Raw genomic sequence first — 23,103 nt, 5'->3', positions numbered from 1 at the left:
GTATCTGGCCGTGGTTCCTACCTATTTCGCCCCCTAAAACTGTCCGAAGTATTGAGGTCTGATACTTAAGAAAAATGATCGGCGGCAATCGCGAATGAGGTGGGAGTCCACCAGCCAACGATTTCCAGACAGTTGATTCACAACTGAGGTGTCAATGGCTAGTGTCACTAGCAAGCTCAAGGAATCATCGAGGAGTGTCGTAAGCAAGGGAAAAGGCCAACAAGGAGACTTCCAAATGTCATCGCATTGATTGAAAGAAAACTAAGGCGGCAGTGGAGTCCAGGGCAGATAACCGATAGGTAGATTCTACAATATGCGAACCAAGGAATAGTTAACGCATGGGTAGGTCAAGAATGGATCAGCACCGAAGAGCGTGTTCAAGCATTGGAAGAATAACTGCGGATTCCGGGGGATCGGCATTGTGATTGTCAACGGTCAGATGTAACGATTGACGAGCGCAAAAGTAAATTTTGGATTTCTCAGCAAGTAGAACGCAAGACGGCAGAGCTGCTAGCTCAGACTACCATTGGGCTTCTCAATTCTTGCGGAATTTAGTGCATAGCATAGCTGCTGACAATGGCAAAGAGCTTGTGCTGCCCGAGTAGATTAATACAGCCCTCGATATGGAAATCCATTTTACCGATTAGATGTGTATTCTGGGAAGTGGGATGAATTAAAATACCAATAGCTCACTGAGCAGGTCCGTTTCCCTCTTCACATACAATAATACTGGTTTTAATCTTTCAGATTATGTTGATATGGCATTATCTGTACAGTGATTAATGGCTACCCCAGGAAAACAGTGAATTTATGTGGCCCTTCGTCAGATCTTAGAAAACTATATTTACACCATAGCGGACTAAATATCGATGCACTTCAGAGTTGAATGTAGGGGTTAAAAAATATCAAATTTTCTGAAAGGGCCGACCGGATAAGGTCGGCCCCGTCCTATGTATTATTGGACAATAATAGCAACATTGAAATCGCCCACCTGGGTAGGCATTGCAGAATTACTATCGGTGGCTTGAGTCACAGTGATAGAGTTGAAGTTACCTATTTGGGAGGCTGTGGTGGTATTGAAGTCGCCGGGCTGGACGACGGTTAAGACGTTAGTAATACCATTTTGGTAGGCTTCTGAATAGTTGTCGAAGCCAGTCTGGGTAACTGTTGCAACATTGGTGGTACCCAGTTGCTCAGTGTAGGCCCAGTGGTCACCACCAAATTGCGAGTGAACCAGTGTCTGGGAAGTGCCACTTTGGAAACCCTCACTGTAGTTTCCGTCATCAGACTGAGTAGATGAAAAGGTATTGGATGTACCATCCTGGTAGGAAACGGCACTGCTGTTGGTCGCTAGAGTTTGAAGAACAGTTGCGGAGTTGAACATGCCTGCCTGGGTAACATTGATGGTGCTTTGGGAGCTGTTAACCTGGATGGCTGATGCAGAATCACTAGTTCCAAGTTGAGTAACAATCGCTGTATTGAATGAGCTGGCGGCCTGAGTAACTATTCCGAGATTGCTAGAACCCGACTGATTTATTACTGCGGTATCGAATGAACTGGATGACTGGGTAGCCGATGCATCTTGCGGACCGCCACTTTGGGTGATAGTGATCACACTGGTGTCCACAAAGCTCTGCGTGGTTGTTGCAAAGTGACCATCGTTGATTTGATTTATGGTTACAATCGCGGTAGTGGAATCATTTTGAAAAGACTGGGCATCGTTCATATCCCCAGTTTGAATCTGGGTGACTACACCTGAATCATTGTTGCTGGTTTGCTCGGCATAAACGGTATTTGTGTCCCCGGTCTGAATTTGATTGATGAGGTTATTGTTGACAGTAACGTCACTTTGGTCGGCAGTTGCCATATTACCAGCGCCATTCTGGGTGAGAATAGCGGTGTTGTTACCGGCCAGGGCGCCTGTGCTGGCGATCGCCAGAAGAATACTGGCGGCAATAGGTGTGTACTTGTTCATCTGTAACTCCATGGAGATGTCAAATATAGCTAGACAGTTTTTTACGTAAAAAAAGAAATCAGCACCATTTGATATTGGGAAATCTCAGCTCCAGATACTGTACTTCAGTGTCTGGAGTATGTGAGGAATCTGGGATGAAACCCGACTGCTTTTTAACCTTCACATTCCTTGTGAAAAATCTAGCAATATCATTTTTAACAGCATCTTGATGCTGTCTAGAGTTTTGTCGTCTTCAGGGATTGCTGCTATAGGACGGAAGTGTCGAAACCTTAGGAATAAAGTTCGTTTTTTTACCATTGGTCATCGTTGCCGCCAAAGACTTCGGTGGTTTGGCACAAAATAAAATAGATTCTTGCTATTGCTGACTTGATTGAGCTGCGGCAGTGAAAACCGCAAGGGCAGTGTTAAGTGATAGTAAAAATCAGCAGAAATATTTCTATATAGGTTTTATTCGTTAAGCGGGCGCGAGGGTGAGGGCCGTGAACCCATCGTGTCGCAAGAGGGCGTTAGAAGCTCGATGAAAATATGGACTGGCTTGCGTGTGCCAAGGCTGTAGCACCAGTATAATTATGCTGGTGCTACAGCGGTAGCTGTTCAGAAACCTCAATCATACTGACTGATATAAGTCGTTGTCGCAGTTCCAGTGACAGTGACAGAGGTATGCAGGCCATTACCACTTTGGATGATGTTCACCTTGTGAAAGCTGCCAATTTCTTCAACCTGGGCACTGTTTTGGATACCGATCTGGGAGATGCCCGCAGCATTGCCAATACCATACTGATCGATATCAATAAAATTTTCGTAGCCTACTTGAATTAAGGTTGAAAGATTGTGATCTCCAACTTGGCTGGATTGAGTAACATTGCCCTCCCCGGACTGAGTCACTGAAACCGTATTCCTGTTCCCATCCTGGTGCGAAGAAGTGTAGTTGTTATAACCTACCTGGCGCACATAGACGTTGTTGACACCGCCTTCTTGGTTTATCACGCTTAAATTGGAAACGGAATAGAGATTTGCCGCGCTTAATTCACTGGCGACGGCCAGTTCGCTGCTGGCATCGATATCAGAAGCAGTCCCGACAACCGGATTCAGGGTAAGGAATAAAATTAGACTGGCAGGAATATAGCTTCTGATTCTGTGGCACATCTCTGTAAAACCTTACAAATTTAGATCGTTTTGGAAGCTGTCCAGCGAAAGTACCTTACTTTACATAATGACAGTGCTGTCGTTCAGGTAGTACTGCAGTACGGGGTTGTCGATTTCAGCTGGATTATCGAGAGCCCAGGAATTGTGAATAATCCCCTCGCCGATTAAGTGAATCACTGCAGACTCCATTGCTGATAGCATAGCAAGCTGTGCGGGCTCGTTATAGGTAGTGCCCGCCTCCAATTCTAAAAGGCGCCGGAATTTTACGTAACGGAAGACATCGGCGCTAATTGCCTTGGAGTAAACTGTCTTAGAGGTTAAAACGGAGTGTAAAACACGTCCCGAACGAATATCAATTGCCCGTAAGTTAACGGTTACTTGATCCACACGATATTGCTCATTGGCCCCGATACCAAAGTAACGGGCACCCGCACCACCGGTTTGGATATTTTGGTCGTAGGCCACAATTCCGCCTTCTAACAAGACATTGGCGGCAACCAACGTGGGTAGTGGTGCATTATTATTGACGGGAATATCCGGTTTGGTAAGTCCCGCCCGAATGATTTTTCGCTCAGTTAGCAGGTTTTGTAAACCCTCCCGCTCCAGGGGAATAAACCAGCCGGACTCGTTGAGTACGTCCATCAGCATGGCGGCGGCACCCTGAGTGACCGCAGTGGAAAAGCTGCTGTTGGGTGAGGGTTTGTATTGACCTGTTTGGTCTCGGAAGCTGTATACCGCCACCAATATCTTGCCTTTGGGTTCTGGTAGGTTGATCAGATCCCGGTAGGTGTTTTTACGTGGGGTAAGCATCGCATCAGTTATGCCTGGACCGAATAGCGCATCGCCAACGCTTTTTACCGCTGAGCATCCACTAAGTGTCATTAGTGCCGCTACTATGGGCAAAGCAATCGCTTTTTTTATTGCATTACGCATTGCCAAAGTATCCTTTGAGAATTAGTCGTTTATTAGTTTGTCGGATTTAGCCCGCTTACAACTATTTCGCTTGTGTCTCCAGTACTGCGGTCGGTGATAAGTACGGTAAGGACACCATCGTTATCCACGATTTGTACGATAAAATCATCTGTAACCAATTCGCCACTATTGCCATCCCCGACGTCGGTCAGGAGTTGATTAAGCAGACGTGTTTCCAGTGAGTCACTAAATCTATCCAGTGCGCTGGGCTGCTCGTAAAGGCTGTCCGGTTTATCGGGGTCCTCGTGGGTATCCTGGGATTGTGCGTTTTGTAGTAAATAGGTGCCATTCAACGGATTACCACCAAAATTAGGATTTACAGGTTGATAGATCAGTTCAGTGGCATAGTTATGGTCATAGGAAATCGCTGCCAGAGAAAAAAAAACGGAATTAATCAGTAATTTATTTTTCATTAGAATTCGTCCTTACCTAGATCAAAATTGTCTGTAATGGAATTGCGAACACGCTGTTGCAGCACTTCCTGGTGGATATACTGCGCTGCCTCATCGGCCAAGCGATGAGTGTTATTAGTGCTTGGACTTATAAAGCGTCTGAAAACAATCTTGTCGTTATAGGTAACCCAGATAAGATTCCCCCAGCGTGCTGAGGGCCTCTCATAAATAGTTAAGTTGTAACTGGCATCTGGATAATTTAAGTTTCGGTACTCGCTCATGTAACGGACAAAGTCATGCCCCGTGCGAGTTATGGTTCGATCGATATTAAATCCGCTAATTTCATCTTCGAGTCTTCCTGAGTCGGTATCTGCTGGGGGGACAGTTGTGTCATCCTGGCCAAAGGCCAGGGATGTGCACAATGCCAACATCAACAGGGCTGGCCTCATATCCTCTCTTCCTGGAGGTTGAGCTTGGCCCAATTACTGGCCTGAAGACGGTTTTTTACTCCAATTTTTCGGAAAATGTTGTACATGTGATTTTTCACAGTGTGCTCACTTAGGTGCAATTTAGTCGCGATAACACTGTTGGGTTCACCGGTCGTCAGTTGTCCGAGAATTTCCTGTTCCCGTCGGGTTAAAGGGAGGGAATTTTGTGGGCTGATATGTTGTCGCCCTTCGGTACTGTGAATCGCAGTGTTCAACTTGTGGATCAGATTTTCTTGGCTGGTGTTGCTATCGCAGAGCAGGTGAAAACCTTTTTGGCGTAGCTTTTCCGAAATATGAACGGGGAGATTTGCAGGAAGATTGATCAGCAATGCTTTCGCATGACTGATTTTCTTTAAATCTGATAGAAATTGTTTTGAATCTGAGCTTATACCAATTTGCCAGCAATCTATTACGATAGCTTGATAGTGTTGTAGACAGTTTTTTTGCTTCCCAATGCATGATTTTTCCCAGGGTATAGGGATTGCTTGCGAAAACAATGAAAACAATAGATCGCCTTGAAGGCCGGAATTGCTAAAAAAAAGAACCGGCATATACCTCGTACCTCTCCTTGATACAGATAGGTCGCTCTCAACATGAGAGTTGGACCTTCCATCGACTCCTGTCGTCTAGTTCCCAAAATAATCTCACGATATCTGCCATGACGTCGTGAGAGTCAGCGTAAAATCGATTCTGTCGTTTTAGGGGAAAACACTCACTCAGTAGGAATTTAGTTTGGAGTGTAGACCTAGGGCTGGTGGAAATTGGAAAAAATAGTGCCTTCTTTTATATTTGAGGTTTATGGCTTGATATATTTTTCTGTAGGAATTTTTGTGAAGAGGCGTTTGCTTTTTATCGTTCAGTTTTTTGCTTCTTTCACTATCGTATAATTTATTTTTCTGGCGTTTTGTGTTGTTTGAAGTAAGTGGTAGTGCTGCAATGGCAATTGTTTAATTTAATTGGCGGTGGTTGATACAGGTCGATGTCTGCGGGTCAATGTGATGATCTGGCTCTGAACGATTTTAAGTATGGCGTATAAACAATATCCCTCTGTATTTTCTGGTTGGCGTTTAGTTTGGCTATCAAAGTTTTTTCTTTTCGTGCCACTCTCAATTAATAGTGGTGCTAGGGGTTTTGATGACTGCATTCAGGTATTACCTTAGTAAATCGTTTTCTTATGTAATTGGTTGTTATTTTCTGGTTGGTAGAACTGGATGAGAAAATTGTCGTTGCCAGGATGTCGCTGAACTCCCGTATAAATTGTGAACTTATGGGCGAATGTCTTGCCGGCAACTGTTAGGATGGAAGCCAAATAGCCTGTTAGAGGAGGTAATAACATGACTCATTTAATACAAAGTTTACCGCTATGGCTCTGGGGTTTACTGGGGCTGGTAATTCTGTTTTTGGCCCGCGAACCAGCGCACCGTGCTGTTTATGCGTTGGCGCGACTGGGGCATCGAGGGCTGAGATTTATCGCGACTGGAATAGGCTCTGCAGAACAGCGCCTGGGAGAACGCAATAGAGAGGTACTTTTCGCCGAGGGGCGCGAAACTGCAGAGCGATATATCAAAAGAGAATTCGAGCGAGTTGAGCAAACGGTACAAAGTGATCTGGCACTTTATCCCACACTACATCGGCGGCTTTGTGAGCAACTGGGTCGTTTGGATGAGGACTATGTGCGCAGTGCGGAGATAGCACCGGTACCCTCAAACTGGGCCAGGGCAATTCGCGCTGTATCTGAAATTCCGGGTAAAGAAGACCCAGTGGTAGCCGATGTTCTGGATACTATTAATCAGTCGATGCGCAAGGCTGAATCCAAAGCCCTGGAGTCTTTTCGGGAGTCGACTCGCGAACGGCATCAATTACTTAAACGGATGCTGCCGAGTTGGCGGGCTATGCTTTCTACCTTGGGGCGCATCAATAAGAATGTGGAATCAGTTATTCAGCGCGCTAAAGCATTAGATGGGCATATGGAGCGTTATGAAGAGATATTGCAGGAGACCGATAAAAGTTTGCACTTATTGTCCTCTTCCTCCTTTAGTCGCTTTATGGCTGCCTCAGTCGTACTCTCTATTGGTCTTGCGGGTGCCCTGGTAAATTTCCAGTTACTCGCGCAACCTATGGCGGCAGTGTTGGGTAGTGATGCCTCCTTGGGTGGCTTCAGTCTCGCTGATATCTCCGCGACAGTGGTTATCTTTTTGCAGATCACTGTGGGGTTTGTGATTATGGAATGTCTGCAGGTTACCCGGATGTTTCCTGCGGTGGGAGCGCTGGCGGAGACGACTCGGCGGATACTACTTGGCGTGGCTCTGGTTCTATTGTTGATTCTGGCAGTGGTGGGCGCAAATCTTGCCTTTGCCAGGGAGTTGATCGTGCAACAACAGCTGCTTGGGTCTGAGCAGTTCTGGCCAATTCCATTGGCGCAAATGGGGTTGGGTTTTGTACTGCCCTTGATCCTGGCATTTGTGGCAATTCCGCTGGAGCAATTCATTGCTTCAGCACGTACGGTCAGCGGTATTAGCGTAGGGCTGTCTATGCGTGGGATCACACTGATACTGCGTTTTATGGCGATAGCTTCACTGCACCTGGGAGTTTTAATTAATCGTTTCTACGATATCGTTATTTTTCTTCCGCTCTGGCTTCAGGCAGTGTATTTGCGTCGCAAAGGGGAGGGCACAGCGACGGTGGAAGTTCCGGGCAAGGCAGAACAGCCAGACAAAAAATCAGCTGCGTCACAGGTTAACACAGTAGAGGCTGCGACACAGGAAGCTTGACTGGGAACGTTGGATGGTAAGTTAGTTGGGCCGCACAGTGGCTTGTCGATTGGCAATGGAATGAGCGACGTTAAACATGATTTGGTTGTTATTTTTTGTGGCCCTGTTGTTGTTTCTTTTCCTCTATGCTCGGTCCGCGCCGGCTAAGCCCTGCATACTATGGCCGTCCAGGGAGAGCGGCCCATTAGTGATAGCGCACGGCAATGACTGCGGCAATGGGCTTTACCCAGGTAACAGCGCAGTTTATCTGCAAAAGATGGTGGAACTAAAGGTTGATGCGATCGAGGTGGATCTGTGGCTCACCGCCGATGGCCACTTGGTATTAATCCATGATATAGCACTGGAAATGTTTTCCGATGGTAGCGGGCTGGTGGAGGATATGACCCTCAAGCAGTTACAGCGATGGAATATTGCCTATCACTGGAGTCGGGATGGAAAATACTATCCTTACAGAGACAAGCCGCTAAGAGTGGTTACTCTGGATGAGGCTTTGGTGATGGTGGGGGATATGCCGATGATATTGGAGATCAAGAGCCGCCAATATCGTGCCGCGCAGGTACTTGCTGAAGTGTTATCCCGCAATGAAAAGCAGGAGCAAGTCATTGTGTCTTCTTTTCATCAGGGGGTCATTAACGAGTTTCGCCGCCTTAGCCCCCGAGTGGCGACGGGCACACCAACTTGGGACGCTATATGGTTCTTTATCGCCCACTTATTTCGCGCTGAGCAGTTTTTATGCCCGAGCTACCGGGCTATGCAGCTGCCTATGGAGCAAAGAGGCATTCAGGTGGTGACTGAGAGTTTGGTGCAAGCGGCCAAGCGAAAAAATCTGCACCTATCGGTGTGGACTGTTAACAGCAGAGAGCACTTCAAACGGTATATTGATATGGGTGTGCACGGCATTATTACCGATAGGCCGGACTTATTAATGACCCTGCTGGCGAAGCCGCAGCAGATAGGACTCCGTAAAGCCGCTTGATCGAACGGGGTAAGAACTCAGGGTATTGAGACTTTCCAGAATAGAGACAATAACAACAGAGAGTTCTTTTATGAGAAAACTAGTGCGTTTTGCCGCTGTAGCGATTTCTTTGCTGACCGCCCCTATCGCCGCTGCGCAGGATCGATTTGCCGGTGTGGAAATCACCAGTGAACCGGTGTCTGGCAATGTGTATATGCTCAAAGGTGCCGGGGGCAATATTGCTGTACTGGTGGGGGAAGATGGCACCTTTATGGTGGATGATCAGTACGCACCATTAACTACAAAAATCCAGAAGGCGGTGGCGGGGCTGGCCCAGCAGCCTTTGCGCTTTGTGATTAATACTCACTGGCACGGCGATCACACGGGCGGTAACGAGAATTTGGGCAAGAGTGGCGCCCTGATAGTAGCGCATGAAAATGTCCGCAAGCGTGTGAGTACAGAACAGTTTATCGAGGCCTTTCAGCGCACAGTCGAGCCCTCACCCCCGGATGCCCTGCCGGTGATTACCTTTACTGATGCCACCACATTCTACTGGAATGGCGATCGAGTGAAGGTTCAGCATGTGGGCCCGGCACATACTGATGGCGACTCAATTGTGTATTTTGCTGAAGCTGATGTTATTCATATGGGGGATGTCTATTTTAACGGCAACTACCCCTTTATTGACCTCTCTTCCGGCGGTTCGGTAAACGGCATGATTACCGCAATGGATACCGCCTTGGCAATGGCGGGAGAAAATACCAAAATAATTCCTGGTCACGGTCCCCTGAGTCATCGTGCCGAGTTGCAACAGCAGCGCAATATATTGGCTGAGCTGAGAGATAAAGTGAAAGCGATGGTGGGTGAGGGTCAAACACGGCAAGAGGTGATTGATGCAAAGCCCACTGCGGAATTTGATGCGCAGTATGGTCAGGGATTTATGACGCCGGATATTTGGACCGGTATTGTTTACGATTCCCTGATGCGATCTCAGAAGAAGTCCTGATTTTGAATAAAAAAGGCGGTCCAGGGAAATCCTGGACCGCCTTTTTTAATGGGTCGGCAAGTGGTTTTATTCTGGGGCGGAGCTCGGGATTATGGACCCGCCAATTTCAGCGTGGCTATCTGGCGCTTCTTCACTATGTTCCTCTTGCACCCGGAACCAGGCGGCATAAAGTGCTGGCAGGAACAGCAGCGTCAATCCGGTAGCGACAATCAGCCCTCCCATAATGGCCACCGCCATAGGTCCGAAGAAGTCGCTGCGCGACAGCGGAATCATTGCCAGTACCGCAGTAAGTGCAGTCAATACAATGGGGCGGAAGCGCCTTACACTGGACTCGACAATGGCATCCCAGGGGCTGAGGCCCTGGCTGATATCCTGCTGGATCTGATCCACCAAAATCACGGAGTTGCGCATAATCATACCCGCCAGGGCAATGGTGCCGAGCATGGCGACAAAGCCGAACGGTTTGCCAAACAGCAGCAGGAACAGCGTAACTCCGATCAGGCCTAAAGGCGCGGTGAGAAATACCATGGTAGACAGGGACATGCTGCGAAGCTGCAGCATTAGCAGAGTAAAGACCACCAGTACGAACAGTGGCATACCAGCATTGACAGATTGTTGCCCGCGTGCGGATTCCTCAACAGTGCCGCCCACTTCCAGTAAATAGCCCGGTGGCAGTTTATCGCGGATGGATTGCAGTTGTGGCCACACCGCATTGACTACGGTCGCAGGTAGCTCATCTCCATAAATGTCTGCGCGCACGGTGACAGAAGGGAGGCGATCTCGGTGCCAAATAATGCCTTCCTCAAAGCCATATTCAAGGGTGGCGACCTGATTAAGGGGCACGCTGCGCCCGCTGTCGGTCTGGACTGCGAGATTACCCAGCTGACTGAGGGCATAGCGGTCATCCTCATTACCGCGTACTCGCACATCGATCAGTTCATTATCCTCGCGGTATTGACTCACGGTGATGCCGGTAAGAGAACTCTGCAGGGCCTGAGACAGGGTTGCGCTGTTCACGCCCATAGCGCGGGCGCGATCCTGGTCGATATTGAGATTGACGGATTTGCTCGGTTCTTCCCAGTCCAGATGTACATTGGCGACTTGCGGATTCTCCCGCAGGCGCTCGGCCACTTCACGGGCGAGGCCGCGCACCTCGCGGATGTGTTCGCCGGAGAGACGGAACTGAACCGGATACCCGACCGGAGGACCATTTTCAAGGCGGGATACACGGCTGCGCAGGGTGGGGAATTCCTCTGTCATCGTGTTGATCAGCCAACTGCGCACCTGCTCGCGCTCCTCCACACTGCGGGTCATGACCACAAATTGGGCAAAGCTGGCTGCAGGTAGCTGCTGGTCCAAAGGCAGGTAGAAACGCGGCGAACCAGTACCCACATAGGCCACATAATTTTCTACTTGGTCGTTCTGCGCCAAGAGGCGTTCCAGACGTTTGGCCTGATGCTCAGTGGACTTCAAGGAGGCGCCCTCTGCCAGCTTCAGGTCGACCATCAATTCGAGGCGCCCGGAGGAGGGGAAGAACTGCTGCGGTACCAGCTTGAACAGGGCGAGGGAGCCGATGAAAATTGCCAAGGTGGTTGCAATAACCGTTTTGCGATGGCGCAGGCACCAGGTAATAAAACGGCGAAAGTGCTGGTAAAACGGCTTTTGATAGGGATCGTGAACCTCTCCACCGTGACCGCGCCGCGCCAGATTGGGGAGTAGGTAGTGGCCCAGATAGGGCACAAAGACCACTGCGGTAATCCAGGAGACCACCAGCGATAAGGTGACTACCTGGAAAATGGAACGGGTGTATTCGCCGGTGCCAGATTGCGCGGTGGCGATGGGTAAAAATCCTGCGGCGGTAATCAGGGTGCCGGTGAGCATGGGGAAGGCGGTACTGGTCCAGGCGAAGCCGGCAGCTTTAAGCCGGCTGAGCCCCTGCTCCATTTTAATCGCCATCATTTCCACCGCGATAATCGCATCGTCGACCATCAGGCCCAGGGCGAGTACCAGCGCCCCCAGGGAAATTTTGTGCAGGCCGATATTGAAGTAGCTCATCAGCGCGAAGGTCATCGCCAATACCAGTGGAATGGACAGCGCCACAATCAGTCCGGGGCGGCTACCGAGGGAGAAAAAGCTCACCAGCAATACAATGCCCAGAGCTTCTGCCAATACCTGCAGGAATTCCCCCACACCGCGTTTTACCGCTGCGGGTTGGTCGGAGACTTTACGCAGTTCAATCCCAATCGGCAGGTCTTGCTGCAGTGTGGAAAAAGTCTCGTCGAGTGCCTTGCCCAGCTTGAGAATATCGCCGCCGGCTTTCATGGAAACGGCGAGGCCGATGGCATCTTCTCCCATGAAGCGCATGCGCGGCTGGGCCGGATCACTAAAGCCGCGGTGTACCTCGGCGATATCACCCAAACGCTGCGTGCGCCCGTCGGCGGTAATCGGGAACTGGCGGATTTCATTGACAGAGGTGAATTGGCCGCTGACGCGGATGCGTACCCGGTCACTGACAGTATCGACAAAGCCGCCATCGGTGACCTGGTTTTGCGCCTGCAGAGCGTTTTGCACGGCAGACAGGGGGATTCCCATGGAAGCGAGCTTGGTGTTGGAAATCTCCACCCAGATCTTTTCGTCCTGCAGGCCCAGGAGTTCAACTTTGCCCACATCTTTGACCCGCTGCAGTGCCAGTTGCAGGCGCTCGGCGTAATCTTTCATCAGCGCGTAGTCAAAACCGCTGCCGGTGAGCGCATAAATATTGCCGAAGGTGGTGCCAAACTCATCGTTGAAAAAGGGGCCCTGAATATCCGGTGGCAGTGTGTGGCGAATGTCGCCCACTTTTTTCCGCACTTCATACCAGAGGTCGGGGATATCCCGCGAATGCATATCGTCACGCGCAACGAAAAGCACCTGTGACTGGCCCGGGCGGGAGAAAGAGGAGATGCGTTGGTAATCGCCGGTTTCCAGGAGTTTCTTTTCCATCCGCTCGGTAATCTGGCGGGAAACATCCTCGGCACTGGCACCGGGCCAGACGGTATTGATCACCATCACTTTAAAAGTAAAGGGCGGGTCTTCACTCTGCCCCAGCTGTGTATAAGAGGCGGCACCCAGCAGAGCCAGGATGATCATGGCGTAAAGCACCAGCGGACGGTTTTTTAATGCCCACTCAGAAAGGTTAAAACCCATGGCAGTTTCTCTGTTTCAAGGGCGGGGCGTGTAAGTGCCGGCCGCGCTTTGGAAATTTTTATTAAGGCTTTGTTGGCAAGGGCCTTACACCGGGGGAAATGGTCATTCTCCCCCTACGCGGCATTCATTCCTGGTGAGCGAGGGATGGCTCTTGTTTGATCGGTCGGTTCATTCGATCGACGGGACGCACTTCCATACCTTCCTGCAGCAAGTGAGTGCCTGCGGCCACGATCCAGTCGTTGTGATTGAGTCCGGAATATACCGAGACAAACTCCTCGCCGTAGGGCCCCAGGCTAACGGGGGTCTTGTGTAGGGTTTTGTTTTCCCGGTTCAGCACCCACACAAAAGCGGCGCCGTCGTCGGCACTGACCGCCGACATGGGTACCTGCAGCACATTGGCCTTTTCGGCTCTGGGAGCAAACACTCGGGCACTCTGGCCAATCTCAGCACCGATCACATTGTTATCGAATGCGACCCGGGCCTCAAAGGTGCGAGATATCGGGTCGGCGGCGGGTGATAGTTCGCGGATATGCGCAGGGAAAGCGTTGCCTGGCTGTGACCACAATTCCAGGGTCAGCGGCTGGCCGACCTTGAAGTGGCCGATCGCTTGCTCCGGCAGGTCGATACGGACTTCCCGCTCGCCATCGGCGGCCAAGTCAAAAATTCCCTGTCCGGCGGCGACCACTTGGCCGGCCTCTGCCGTACGGCGGAAAATCACACCGCTCTCTGGTGCCTTAAGTACCGCGTAAGCCGCCTGGTTGCGGGTGACATCCAGCTGCGCCTGGGCCTGTTGCAGGCGGGCATCACTGGCTTCGTATTGGGTTTCTACGGTATCAAACTGGGAGAGGCTTACCAGCTGTCGTTCCAGCAGCTTGCGGTGACGTGCCAGCTCGCTACTGGCCAGCCGCTGATCGGCTTCGGCAGAGGTGAGGCGTGCACGGGCGGAGTCCAGTTGCAGTAGCAAATCTTCGGTATCCAGCTCCGCCAGAGGTTGGCCCTGCTCCACGCGGTCGCCAATATTGACTAGGCGACGATGGATTTTCCCGCTGATGCGGAAAGCTAACGCCGGTTCGAAGCGGGCGCGAATTTCTCCGGGGTAGACGTCTGCTTGGGCGCTGGCCGGAGTGGGACGCACCATAACCGCAGGGCGTGGTTTGGTTTCTTTTTCTTGGGATTCAGAGGGCGCGCAGGCACTCAAAAAGAGGCTGAGCGATAGCGCAGCAAAGACTAGCGATCGGTACATATTGGCTTCCTTCCTCGGCGCTGAGGCGGCAAGGCAGATCCGTGACTGGGTCAAGCATGGCCGAGGGCCATCAATGTTATACTGCCGAGTATAGTATGTTTAATGAACTACTGAGTCTAGTATATGGAGTGCTATGTCTGAGCAGACGCAGACGGCCGCCCCGCGCGGCCGCCCCAAGGACCCCGTTAAGCGCCAAGCTATCCTGGATGCGGCCAGGGAGCTGTTTTTAACCGGTGGTTTTGCCGCTACCAGTGTGGATGCCGTCGCGTCCGCCGCTGGAGTTTCCAAGCTGACGGTATACAGCCACTTCTCCGATAAGGAGAGGCTCTTCAGTGCGGCTATTGCCTCCCGTTGTGAAATGATGATGCCCCTGCCAATTTTTGCCCTGGAAGAAGGGGAGTCGGTAGAGGAGGTTCTCGAGCGTATTGGGGAAGCTTTTTTGGAAATGGTGGACAACGAGGATAGTGTGCGTTTGTTACGTCTTTTGTGTGCTCTGGCAGGTCAGGAATCGGAGATGGCACAGCTATTTTTCAATGCGGGTCCGCAGCGGATTTTGGGGGAGATAGAGCGACTCTTGCGTCGTGCCAATCAGTTACAACTGTTGCAGGTGAAAGATCCGACCGTGGCTGCTGAGGATTTCATTGGCCTGTTGCTCGGTTGCCATCACCTACAGGTACTGATCGGCTGCCGGCAGATGGCAACGAAAGATGAGCGCAATGAGCGGGTATCTAAAGCGGTAAAAACATTTATCTGCGCCCATCATTATTAGCCGGTGGTTGAAAAAGACGTTCGGTGGCTTTTTCAACTGAGTTAGCAGGTGTCGAAAATACGGTTTCAGCCCTCTGCCAGGGCTCTTTATGATTGATCGCGAACATCCTTGGCTGGCCCTGCCATATTGGGGCAGAGACTAATATCGTTGGCGACCTCAAGCCACTCCGGTTTGCTGCGGCTAAACACGTAGCGTTCCGGGTAGATAAATTCGGGATGGTCAAATGCGCCACCGGCAAGACCGCGATACCTCGGCAGAAATTCCAGGGTCCAGCTGAGGGCACTACCGCACTCGGGGCAGAACTGGCTTTTTATCCAGCGGCCTGCGTCGGAATTGAGTCGGTGGGTTTTTAGCTGGCCGCGGGTGAAGATTACCAGCTCCCAGTCGAAATAAACCGAGAGCCCCAACACACTGCCCGTCCGTTTTCGGCACCAATGGCATGAGCAAAGGCTCACACGGCGCGGGGAGCCGAGCGTACGAAAGCGCGCCTGCCCGCAAACACAGCCCCCTTTGTGAAAGTCGTGCATCAAATTTCCCCTGTGTGCCGCCCCTGTAAAAGAGTGGCACACCATTTTGGGGGTGAACTCAGGTTTTGATGCGATAGCCGGTGCGGAAAATCCACCAGACAGTCATCAGGCATAAAGCGAAAAACAGCAGGGTCATACTGATACTCAGGGTCAGGTTGACGTCTGCCACACCATAAAATGCCCAGCGGAATCCACTAATCAGGTAGACCACCGGGTTGAATAAGGTGATTTTTTGCCAGGCTTCCGGCAGCATGCTGATAGAGTAAAAAGCGCCGCCGAGGAAGGTGAGTGGCGTGATTATCATCAGCGGTATCACCTGCAGCTTTTGAAAGTCATCGGCCCAAATACCGATAATAAACCCGAACAAGCTGAAAGTGACAGCGGTCAGCGCGAGGAAAGTGAGCATCCATAGCGGGTGCAGAATTTCGTAGTCCACAAAGAAGCGTGCAGTAAGCAGTATCAGCAGCCCCAACACCATGGACTTGGTAGCCGCAGCGCCGACATAACCAGCCACTATTTCAAAGGGCGAAACCGGGGCGGATAGGACTTCATAAATAGTGCCAGAAAATTTCGGGAAGAAAATACCGAATGAAGCATTGGAGATACTCTCACTCAGCAGTGCCAGCATTACCAATCCCGGAATAATAAAGGCGCCGTAACTGACCCCGTCAATATCCCCCATACGCGAGCCGATTGCCGCGCCGAAGACAATAAAGTAGAGGGAGGTGGAGAGCACCGGGGAGGCGATGCTCTGCATCAGGGTGCGCCAGGTGCGGGACATTTCAAATTTGTAAATTGCGCCGATGCCATACCAGTTCATTCCTGTACCTCCTTACTGAGTTGCTCCTCGCGCTCAAGGCGAGCACCGTGAACCAAGTTGACAAAAATTTCCTCTAGAGAACTCTCTCGAGTGTGTAAATCACGGAATTCAATATTGGCGGCGTTGAGGCGGCGCAAAAATTCGGTGAGGCCGGTATCCTCACTTTTGATATCGAAGCGATAAACCAGCTGATAGCCGTCACTACTAAGGGTGAGGGGCAGGTCTGCCAGTATTTGCGGGATTTCCTGCAGGGGCTCGGGCAGTTGCAGGCTGAGTTCCTTTTCTCCCATTTTTTTCATCAGTACATGTTTTTCCTCAACCAGGACCAGCTCCCCACGGTTGATTACACCGACACGATCAGCCATTTCTTCGGCCTCTTCGATGTAGTGGGTGGTAAGGATTACGGTGACCCCAGAATCTCTCAGTCCACGCACCATCCGCCACATATCCTGGCGCAGTTCGACATCGACTCCGGCTGTGGGTTCGTCGAGGAACAATACATTGGGTTCGTGGGATAGAGCCTTGGCAATCATCAGGCGGCGCTTCATCCCTCCTGACAGGGTAATAATTTTATTGTCCTTTTTTTCCCACAGAGACAACTGCCGTAGAATTTTTTCCAAATAAGCAGGGTCGGGGGCTTTGCCAAATAAACCGCGGCTGAATCTCACAGCGGCCCAAACGGTCTCAAAGGCATCGGTGGCTATTTCCTGGGGTACCAGGCCAATTTCAGTGCGAGCTGTGCGATAGTCCCGCTGGATATTGTGACCATTCACTTTGACATCGCCGCAGCTGGGATTCACGATGCCACAGATGATACTAATCAAGGTTGTCTTGCCAGCCCCGTTGGGCCCGAGCAGGGCAAAGATTTCCCCCCGCTGAATTTCCAGGTCGATATTATTTAGGGCAGTAAAACCCTCAGCATAGGTTTTACTGAGGCCCTTGATGGAAATAATCGATTCCACTGTTTCTCCTTACCAAAATATTAAGACCGGTTTGGCGGCGTATTGCTAGGTGGATTTATATGCTACCGCAAAATCTGGTCAGTGATTGTTTCTATTTTTAAGAAGCTGTCCCATTACTCCGATCATGGCAGCGAACAATAGCACCATTGCTACGGACATAAATGCGCTGGAAAAGCCAAATTTTTGTATCCAGGGCTGGCTGATTAATGGCGAGATAAACTGCCCAATAAATATGCCCGCAGTGAGGATGCCTGCGGTCCGTCCGCGCCTTGATTCTGGGGCGGATTCCAGTCCGGTGGAGAAAATATGCGGTATGAGTGTACCCATTCCTAATCCATAGATGGAGGTGGCAATTATCACGCCCGCCAGGGTGTTCGAAATAGCTATCAGAGTGAAGCCTGCGGCCATAATGACAAAGCTGGCAATAAAAACGCCAAGAGTTCCCAGCAAGTTGCCTACTCGGCGGTACAGTAGTAATGAAGCGATGGCACCCATGACATTACTGGCGGCAATCGCTGTGGCGATAAGGCTGGGTGTGGATATGCCAAGATTTTTCAGATAGAACGGCAGTTGCGTGGGAATTATATAAAATGCCAGACTATTTAATGTGGCTGCTGCCAGTAGTACAGAAAAAGGCAGTTGATTACCGGGTTTTTCCGCTATGTGTACTCGCTGTTTTGCGTGGTGCGGTCGATGGGGCTCCCATAGAAATAACACCACTGTCGGAATGAGTAACAGGGCCATGGCATAAATGGCAAATGGTGCTCGCCAGTGTATATCCGCCAGGAGTCCCCCCAGAGTCAGGAAGACCACACCGCCGATACTGATAAAAGCACTTTGCTGGCTCATATGGTTCAGGCGCTGTTGGCGGTCGAAATAATCGCCTACTAATGCTGTAACGGAGGTCATGGTACCCGCCACGGCAACGCCCAAGAAAAGACGGCTGGCGAGGATTCCGATGAGATTTTCTTGGAGGAGGGCGAAAATACCGGATAACCCGTACAGTAGCAATGAGGCCAACAGTAAGCGCAGGCGGCCATAGCGATCTGACACTATGCCCGCGACTGGCGCGCAAAGCGCGATACTCAAAGCGGGTAGGGAGACCACCAGGCGGCTTAGTAATTCGCTGTTGGGAACATCTGAAAAGTGCAGTTGCAAGGCCGGTAGTGCCGGCGCGACGGTTGCACCGGACATAATAGTGAGGGCCGCCAAACACAATAGGGTGATCCGGGCATGGGTGGATACTCCCTCGCTAACGCCTCCGCGGAAACTAACGGGTAGGTTGGCTGTATAGCTCATGATTACTGGCCACCGGGGATATTGCTTTGAGGGCTTTTAATGTTGCTTGAGGACTCCTGTATCTCAACTGCGAATTTTGGGTTGAGGCTTGCAGCTGCCACCAATAGCAAAAACAGATTAGTGCCTGAGTTTGGTTGGCTGACTGGTTGCGCTAGTCCTCTTTCGTCGCGCTTATTCATCACTTCTCTCCCTTGGCTTGCATTAGATTACGCAGCAGTGTAAAACCTCAACCAATATTGAGGTCAATGATTGGCTGGCAGTTTTTATGGTGGGTGTACAAGTGGGCGGGAAAGAGTCGACGAAGGTAAGGCAACTGAAGCGTGAACTGACTGTTGGCGAGGTAGCTGAGCGCAGCGGAGTGGCGGTCAGTGCCCTACATTTCTATGAAAACAAGGGCCTGATTAAGAGTTGGCGTACGGCGGGGAACCAGCGGCGTTACTCAAGGGATGTCTTGCGCCGCGTTGCCATTATCAAGGTCGCGCAGAGTACGGGGATTCCCTTGTCAGAAATTCGTGAAGCATTGAGGGAACTTCCCAATGGGCGCACGCCCAATGCTAAGGATTGGTCATCCCTGTCATCGCACTGGCGTGAGGAGTTGGAACAACGTATCCAGCAGCTAACCAGATTGCGAGATTATCTCGAGGGTTGTATCGGCTGTGGCTGCTTGTCTATGGAAAAATGCCCGTTGCGAAATCCGGGTGACCAGGCCGCTGAACAGGGGGATGGCGCGTTGTATTTGGATGTGGGAGAAAAGGGCGACTAGTACTTTCACCTAGAGGGAACGACTACTTTCTGAATGTAGAGTCACGATTCTTTAGAATATCATGCCGCCCTGCCAACCAGCCTTGGTAAGCATCTTTTAGTAGGCCATTGAGAAGTCACATTTCCCGCGCTATCTGTTAAGAGCCGGGGATAGCACCTTTCGCTATTTGAGTGTTATTCATAAGCTTCCTCTTCAATCACTAGTGAATTGATAAATCTGTCAAAAGTATCGCAAATTAATTTTCTTTTTTTGGTGATATTATCTTCAAGAGTTAAGTCTTTATGCCAGCAATCCATTGGCAAGAAATATATTTGTCCAGTTGCGTTGAAGCACAGATAATTACCACCCCAGTCAATAGCAAAGGGAATTAAATCAGTTGGCAGATAACCATTGTTGATTCCTGTTTTATAAGTGGTCTCAAGTGTTTTTTCACCTGGGGGACTTCCATTTAAAGTTAAAAATACAGAAATCGTAATGGGTTCATATTCATCTGTTTCTGGAAAAGTGTCAGGAACGGGAGTGCCGCCATTATTTTCAAGGAAGAATTTTCTAACACTGTCAGGAAATATTATACCTAACCGTTTTTCCACATTGTGAATTTCTTCAATTGTTACCGTTGGCCCGGAATCGGTAAGGATTGCTAGTGACAAAATTCACCTTTGTATCTGTATAGCCATAGTCAACACCAGAATAGTAGAGATTGCAAATAGCCTGTAGCTCACCAGTGGGTCGTTAAGGGATGGTGCAGCTGCGCTACCAAGACTGAAAAAAATCCTCTATTGGTAAGAATAAATTTGGCATTAGCCTCGATTAAAATGAGTTGCAATAAGTGTTGTACCGAGTTCATGATTCCAGCTGCTGCAGTGAGTAGCTGGAGGCTGGAGGTTCTCCTAAATCAGAGGGCGAACTCGGGTAATCTATAGACAATAGAGGCGGCTCGTATCAAATCGACGGATTGCACGGTCACCAACCAAGCCTGCCTTTTATTGCTTAATCATAAATCCTGGGTTTCAGTTTGCGTCTCTTTTTTTCGACCCGTAGCTCACGAAAATAGTTTTTCATAGAATGCCAGGGTGCCTTGCCAGGAATCCTCGGCAGCCTCACGATTATATGCTAAGGGTAAGCCAAATTTCTCCCCTCGCTCAGTCGCACAGGGGTTGGTGAATCCATGTAACACTTCGGGATAGCTTACCAAGGTAAATTTGGCCCCGGCCTCCTGCATCTCCGTCACAAAATGGCCTACTTGATCGGGGGGAACCAGGGTGTCTGCACCACCGGTGTAAACTTGTATCTCAGCTTTGATCGTTTCCCTCTGCCCGGGCGTGGTTCTGGCCAGGGCCCCATGGAAGCTGACGGCGCCGCGCAGGTCTACTCCCAGGCGCGCCATGGTGAGCACGACTCCGCCGCCGAAACAGTACCCCTGAGCTGCAATTCGTTTTGAGTCCACCAGGGTGTGTTGTTGAAGCAATGAAAGCGCTGTGCGAAAACGAGCTTCCAGCGCCACCGGGTTTTTTAGGGCTTCATCCCTGAAGCTCTGTGCCTCCACAGGATCATCTGTTTGTTTACCCGCACCAAACATATCGACCGCAAAAGCCCGGTAGCCGCAATTTGCTAATTTTTCAGCTTGCTCGCGAATAAAGGCATTGTGGCCCCACCATTCATGTACCAGGAGAATACCGGGTCGCTTACCACTGATATTCTCATCCCATGCGAGGTAGCCACAAAAGGAATCCCCGTTAACGGTGTAATCAATAACTTCCGTTTCCATAGTGAGTCGCCTGACTGATAGAGAGAGTATTTTTGAGTAATCAGTAAGTTACTCTTACACCTCGCAAGCGTGGCACAAATCTCAGTGGTTGCCACTGGGGGGGCCCTTCAATTCAATAACATTACCTTCAGGGTCTGAGATGTAGATCGAGAGGCCGTTGCCATCAGCACCATAGCGGACTTCTGCAGGCGAATATTGCACCTTCTTTTCCGTTAGAAAGGCCTGGATAAGCTCCGGATCAAAGGGTTCTACACGGAAGCAAAAGTGGTCCAGGTTACGACCTTTAGCCCCTGGGGCTGCCCCACCTCTTTGGCCAATAGGCTTATCCACAGGCACCAAATCAATCAGGCAGCGGCCCGCACGCAGTTGGTACAGGCCAATATCATCCCGGTGCCGCTCAATGTCACAGCCGAGAATATCCTGGTAGAAATCGAGCATGGTTCCGAGGGATTTTACGCGTAATACAATATGGTCGATGTACTGGAGATTGATCATGGGCAATTTGTTTGAGGTTGATGTTAATGAAATTCCGATGCTGGACTGATCTAGAGCCTCTCTACTTGTTGAACGTTTGTTGTCAGGCAGAATTGTGTGCAAAAAGCTGGCTGTAAAGAAGGGAAATTGCGCATAAAATCAGTACCCCTCCCATAATACGGTTAAATATCCTGCGGTGGCCCTTAGTACCCAGTAATAGGCCTATTCGATCACCAGCTATAGCCCAGGCTGTCAGTGAAACATAGCAAACAAGAAAGTAGACCAAGATAAAGGTAAACAGAGTACTGTGATTTTCGGGGCTGATAAATAATGCCACTCCGGAAATGCAGGCGACCCAGGCTTTTGGGTTCAGCCACTGTAGAAGGAAACCCTGGAGGAATTGTGGTTTTTCCTGAGCGTTGATATCAACATTGGCAATAGAAGCGGTCGCGATCCGAAAGCCAATATAGGTAATATATATTGAGCCCATGATCGCGATAGACTGCAAAAACTGTGGATAAAGCCCCACAAACTGTTAGAGTCCAAAGCCAATCATGGAGAGTAATAGAGTAAAGCCCACCGTAGCACCAGATACAAAGGGCAGGGTGCGACTGAATCCATGGTTGACTCCAGAGGAAATAATAACCATGTTCACCGGTCCCGGGGTTATAGGCATGGCCAGTGAAAATCCAAACATGGCGAGAAATAGTGACACCCTTTGCTCCTGAGATTGCTTATCCGCTTGGAAACTCTAATGGATATGATGAGCAATGATTAGCTGTTAAAAATTAAAATATATTGTTTATAAAATTGTAACTATTCAGTACTAACCTCAAAAAATTTGAATTTGTCCAATAAAAGCCTAGGCCACTCCCCGTTAAGAAGTTGCGTTAATGCTTCTCCGGGGGCGACATCATTTTTCTGACAGGTCAACAGGTAAGAGCGAATAAGGCAGAAGGCTCTTGCGCCGTCTTCAGAGCGAAAGCAACCCGAGATTTTTTGTTGCACCTTAGTCATCCGAAGATCTCGTTCCCCCTGATTGTTGGTGAACGGTACATCAGGGCGCTCCATAAAACGAAGTACATCTTCTTCGTAGTCACGAAGCCGCTCCAGTAGATTACGAGATTTACTGCGCTTAAGTCGCCCTCGGCGAGGTGACGTTGTATCCGGTACTGGTGCCGGGCACTCGGTATCTCCGCGGCCGAGAATTTTGCGATAACGGATTCTCCAGCGCTTTACTTGCCCCTCCGGTAAGGCACCACCAGCAAGTTCAACAGCATCGCGCAACTCCAGTAGTAGCTTGTGCAGATTCCCAGCCCAACGCTGTCCATCTTCCTCGTGCGCATAGGTTAGTTCACGTAAGTGGTGGGCGTTGCACAACGCATGAGTGCAAACATAAGTGTAATAAGGCTTCCAATGATCATGCACCAGTGTGCCATTAAATTCGGGCAGCACACCCATCGCATTCATTGCTTCAGTCCCGCGCCTCGGCGATAGACCAAATAAAGTACAGTTCTGAGCCGATAGGACATGTATCCAGTGGCGTTTTCCATCCATGTTGAGGCTGGTTTCGTCAGCATGCACTAC

At 50.1% G+C, this 23,103-nt stretch carries 24 protein-coding genes; 5 read left to right on the top strand and 19 right to left on the bottom strand.

Annotation, left to right across the window (positions count from 1 at the left end):
• Window positions 1-955: 955 nt before the first annotated feature.
• The 6 genes from MO867_RS14875 to MO867_RS14850 all read right to left on the bottom strand — a co-directional run bounded on the left by MO867_RS14875 (window position 956) and on the right by MO867_RS14850 (window position 5,524).
• Complete coding sequence (locus tag MO867_RS14875; RefSeq protein WP_252470514.1) at window positions 956-1,975, bottom strand: hypothetical protein; 1,020 nt, start codon at window positions 1,973-1,975, stop codon at window positions 956-958.
• A gap of 603 nt (window positions 1,976-2,578) precedes the next feature.
• Window positions 2,579-3,121, bottom strand: coding sequence for a hypothetical protein (locus tag MO867_RS14870; protein WP_252470512.1), 543 nt, complete (start codon window positions 3,119-3,121; stop codon window positions 2,579-2,581).
• Between the two features lie 60 nt (window positions 3,122-3,181).
• Window positions 3,182-4,054: a CsgG/HfaB family protein gene (locus MO867_RS14865; RefSeq protein ID WP_252470510.1), complete on the bottom strand. Its 873-nt coding sequence runs from the start codon at window positions 4,052-4,054 to the stop codon at window positions 3,182-3,184.
• 32 nt (window positions 4,055-4,086) lie between these two features.
• Window positions 4,087-4,506, bottom strand: a complete 420-nt coding sequence (locus tag MO867_RS14860; RefSeq protein ID WP_252470508.1) for a curli assembly protein CsgF — start codon at window positions 4,504-4,506, stop codon at window positions 4,087-4,089.
• Window positions 4,506-4,934, bottom strand: a complete 429-nt coding sequence (locus MO867_RS14855) for a CsgE family curli-type amyloid fiber assembly protein (RefSeq protein ID WP_252470506.1) — start codon at window positions 4,932-4,934, stop codon at window positions 4,506-4,508. Before MO867_RS14855 ends, MO867_RS14860 begins: the two co-directional genes overlap by 1 nt.
• The gene (locus MO867_RS14850; RefSeq protein WP_252470504.1) at window positions 4,931-5,524 is read right to left on the bottom strand and encodes a response regulator transcription factor; all 594 of its coding nucleotides are present in this window, start codon (window positions 5,522-5,524) and stop codon (window positions 4,931-4,933) included. Before MO867_RS14850 ends, MO867_RS14855 begins: the two co-directional genes overlap by 4 nt.
• A 783-nt stretch (window positions 5,525-6,307) precedes the next feature.
• Here MO867_RS14850 and MO867_RS14845 point away from each other — a divergent pair.
• The 3 genes from MO867_RS14845 to MO867_RS14835 all read left to right on the top strand — a co-directional run bounded on the left by MO867_RS14845 (window position 6,308) and on the right by MO867_RS14835 (window position 9,705).
• Window positions 6,308-7,744, top strand: coding sequence for a hypothetical protein (locus tag MO867_RS14845; protein WP_252470502.1), 1,437 nt, complete (start codon window positions 6,308-6,310; stop codon window positions 7,742-7,744).
• Between the two features lie 76 nt (window positions 7,745-7,820).
• Window positions 7,821-8,720 (top strand): glycerophosphodiester phosphodiesterase family protein, encoded by a 900-nt coding sequence (locus MO867_RS14840; protein WP_252470500.1) that lies wholly within the window; start codon window positions 7,821-7,823, stop codon window positions 8,718-8,720.
• A 70-nt stretch (window positions 8,721-8,790) separates the two neighbouring features.
• Window positions 8,791-9,705: an MBL fold metallo-hydrolase gene (locus MO867_RS14835; protein ID WP_252470498.1), complete on the top strand. Its 915-nt coding sequence runs from the start codon at window positions 8,791-8,793 to the stop codon at window positions 9,703-9,705.
• A gap of 66 nt (window positions 9,706-9,771) precedes the next feature.
• On the opposite strand, the gene MO867_RS14830 is transcribed toward MO867_RS14835, so the two are convergent.
• Window positions 9,772-12,891 carry an efflux RND transporter permease subunit gene (locus tag MO867_RS14830; protein ID WP_252470496.1) on the bottom strand — a complete coding sequence of 1,040 codons (3,120 nt, stop codon included), beginning with the start codon at window positions 12,889-12,891 and terminating at the stop codon, window positions 9,772-9,774.
• 124 nt (window positions 12,892-13,015) lie between these two features.
• The gene (locus MO867_RS14825; RefSeq protein WP_252470494.1) at window positions 13,016-14,134 is read right to left on the bottom strand and encodes an efflux RND transporter periplasmic adaptor subunit; all 1,119 of its coding nucleotides are present in this window, start codon (window positions 14,132-14,134) and stop codon (window positions 13,016-13,018) included.
• A gap of 133 nt (window positions 14,135-14,267) precedes the next feature.
• Here MO867_RS14825 and MO867_RS14820 point away from each other — a divergent pair, with 133 nt between their 5' ends.
• On the top strand, window positions 14,268-14,903 hold the full coding sequence (locus tag MO867_RS14820) for a TetR/AcrR family transcriptional regulator (protein WP_252470492.1): 636 nt from the start codon (window positions 14,268-14,270) through the stop codon (window positions 14,901-14,903).
• Between the two features lie 86 nt (window positions 14,904-14,989).
• On the opposite strand, the gene MO867_RS14815 is transcribed toward MO867_RS14820, so the two are convergent.
• The 5 genes from MO867_RS14815 to MO867_RS14795 form a co-directional block, all read right to left on the bottom strand.
• The gene (locus tag MO867_RS14815) at window positions 14,990-15,430 is read right to left on the bottom strand and encodes a GFA family protein (protein ID WP_252470490.1); all 441 of its coding nucleotides are present in this window, start codon (window positions 15,428-15,430) and stop codon (window positions 14,990-14,992) included.
• 58 nt (window positions 15,431-15,488) lie between these two features.
• Window positions 15,489-16,250, bottom strand: coding sequence for an ABC transporter permease (locus tag MO867_RS14810; protein ID WP_252470488.1), 762 nt, complete (start codon window positions 16,248-16,250; stop codon window positions 15,489-15,491).
• Window positions 16,247-17,212: an ABC transporter ATP-binding protein gene (locus tag MO867_RS14805; RefSeq protein ID WP_252470486.1), complete on the bottom strand. Its 966-nt coding sequence runs from the start codon at window positions 17,210-17,212 to the stop codon at window positions 16,247-16,249. The genes MO867_RS14810 and MO867_RS14805 overlap by 4 nt, the downstream gene beginning before the upstream one ends.
• Window positions 17,213-17,290: 78 nt before the next feature.
• Window positions 17,291-18,511: an MFS transporter gene (locus MO867_RS14800; protein WP_252470484.1), complete on the bottom strand. Its 1,221-nt coding sequence runs from the start codon at window positions 18,509-18,511 to the stop codon at window positions 17,291-17,293.
• Window positions 18,512-18,513: 2 nt separating this feature from the next.
• Window positions 18,514-18,690 (bottom strand): hypothetical protein, encoded by a 177-nt coding sequence (locus tag MO867_RS14795; protein WP_252470482.1) that lies wholly within the window; start codon window positions 18,688-18,690, stop codon window positions 18,514-18,516.
• Between the two features lie 86 nt (window positions 18,691-18,776).
• Here MO867_RS14795 and soxR point away from each other — a divergent pair, with 86 nt between their 5' ends.
• Window positions 18,777-19,274, top strand: a complete 498-nt coding sequence (soxR, locus tag MO867_RS14790; RefSeq protein WP_252470480.1) for a redox-sensitive transcriptional activator SoxR — start codon at window positions 18,777-18,779, stop codon at window positions 19,272-19,274.
• 173 nt (window positions 19,275-19,447) lie between these two features.
• On the opposite strand, the gene MO867_RS14785 is transcribed toward soxR, so the two are convergent.
• From MO867_RS14785 to tnpC, 6 genes are all read right to left on the bottom strand, one after another.
• Complete coding sequence (locus MO867_RS14785) at window positions 19,448-19,924, bottom strand: SMI1/KNR4 family protein (protein WP_252470478.1); 477 nt, start codon at window positions 19,922-19,924, stop codon at window positions 19,448-19,450.
• 392 nt (window positions 19,925-20,316) lie between these two features.
• Window positions 20,317-21,042 (bottom strand): dienelactone hydrolase family protein, encoded by a 726-nt coding sequence (locus MO867_RS14780; protein ID WP_252470476.1) that lies wholly within the window; start codon window positions 21,040-21,042, stop codon window positions 20,317-20,319.
• 81 nt (window positions 21,043-21,123) lie between these two features.
• A complete protein-coding gene (locus MO867_RS14775; RefSeq protein ID WP_252470474.1) occupies window positions 21,124-21,537 on the bottom strand; it encodes a VOC family protein in 414 nt (137 codons plus the stop codon).
• An 82-nt stretch (window positions 21,538-21,619) separates the two neighbouring features.
• Window positions 21,620-22,045, bottom strand: coding sequence for a LysE family translocator (locus tag MO867_RS14770; protein WP_309143307.1), 426 nt, complete (start codon window positions 22,043-22,045; stop codon window positions 21,620-21,622).
• Window positions 22,046-22,051: 6 nt separating this feature from the next.
• Window positions 22,052-22,231: a hypothetical protein gene (locus tag MO867_RS14765; protein WP_252470470.1), complete on the bottom strand. Its 180-nt coding sequence runs from the start codon at window positions 22,229-22,231 to the stop codon at window positions 22,052-22,054.
• Window positions 22,232-22,332: 101 nt separating this feature from the next.
• A partial coding sequence (tnpC, locus tag MO867_RS14760) for an IS66 family transposase (protein WP_252470468.1) occupies window positions 22,333-23,103 on the bottom strand: 771 nt, incomplete at its 5' end.

The organism is Microbulbifer okhotskensis (assembly GCF_023895975.1).
Classification (GTDB): domain Bacteria; phylum Pseudomonadota; class Gammaproteobacteria; order Pseudomonadales; family Cellvibrionaceae; genus Microbulbifer; species Microbulbifer okhotskensis.
This window is presented reverse-complemented; position numbering and strand designations above follow the sequence as displayed.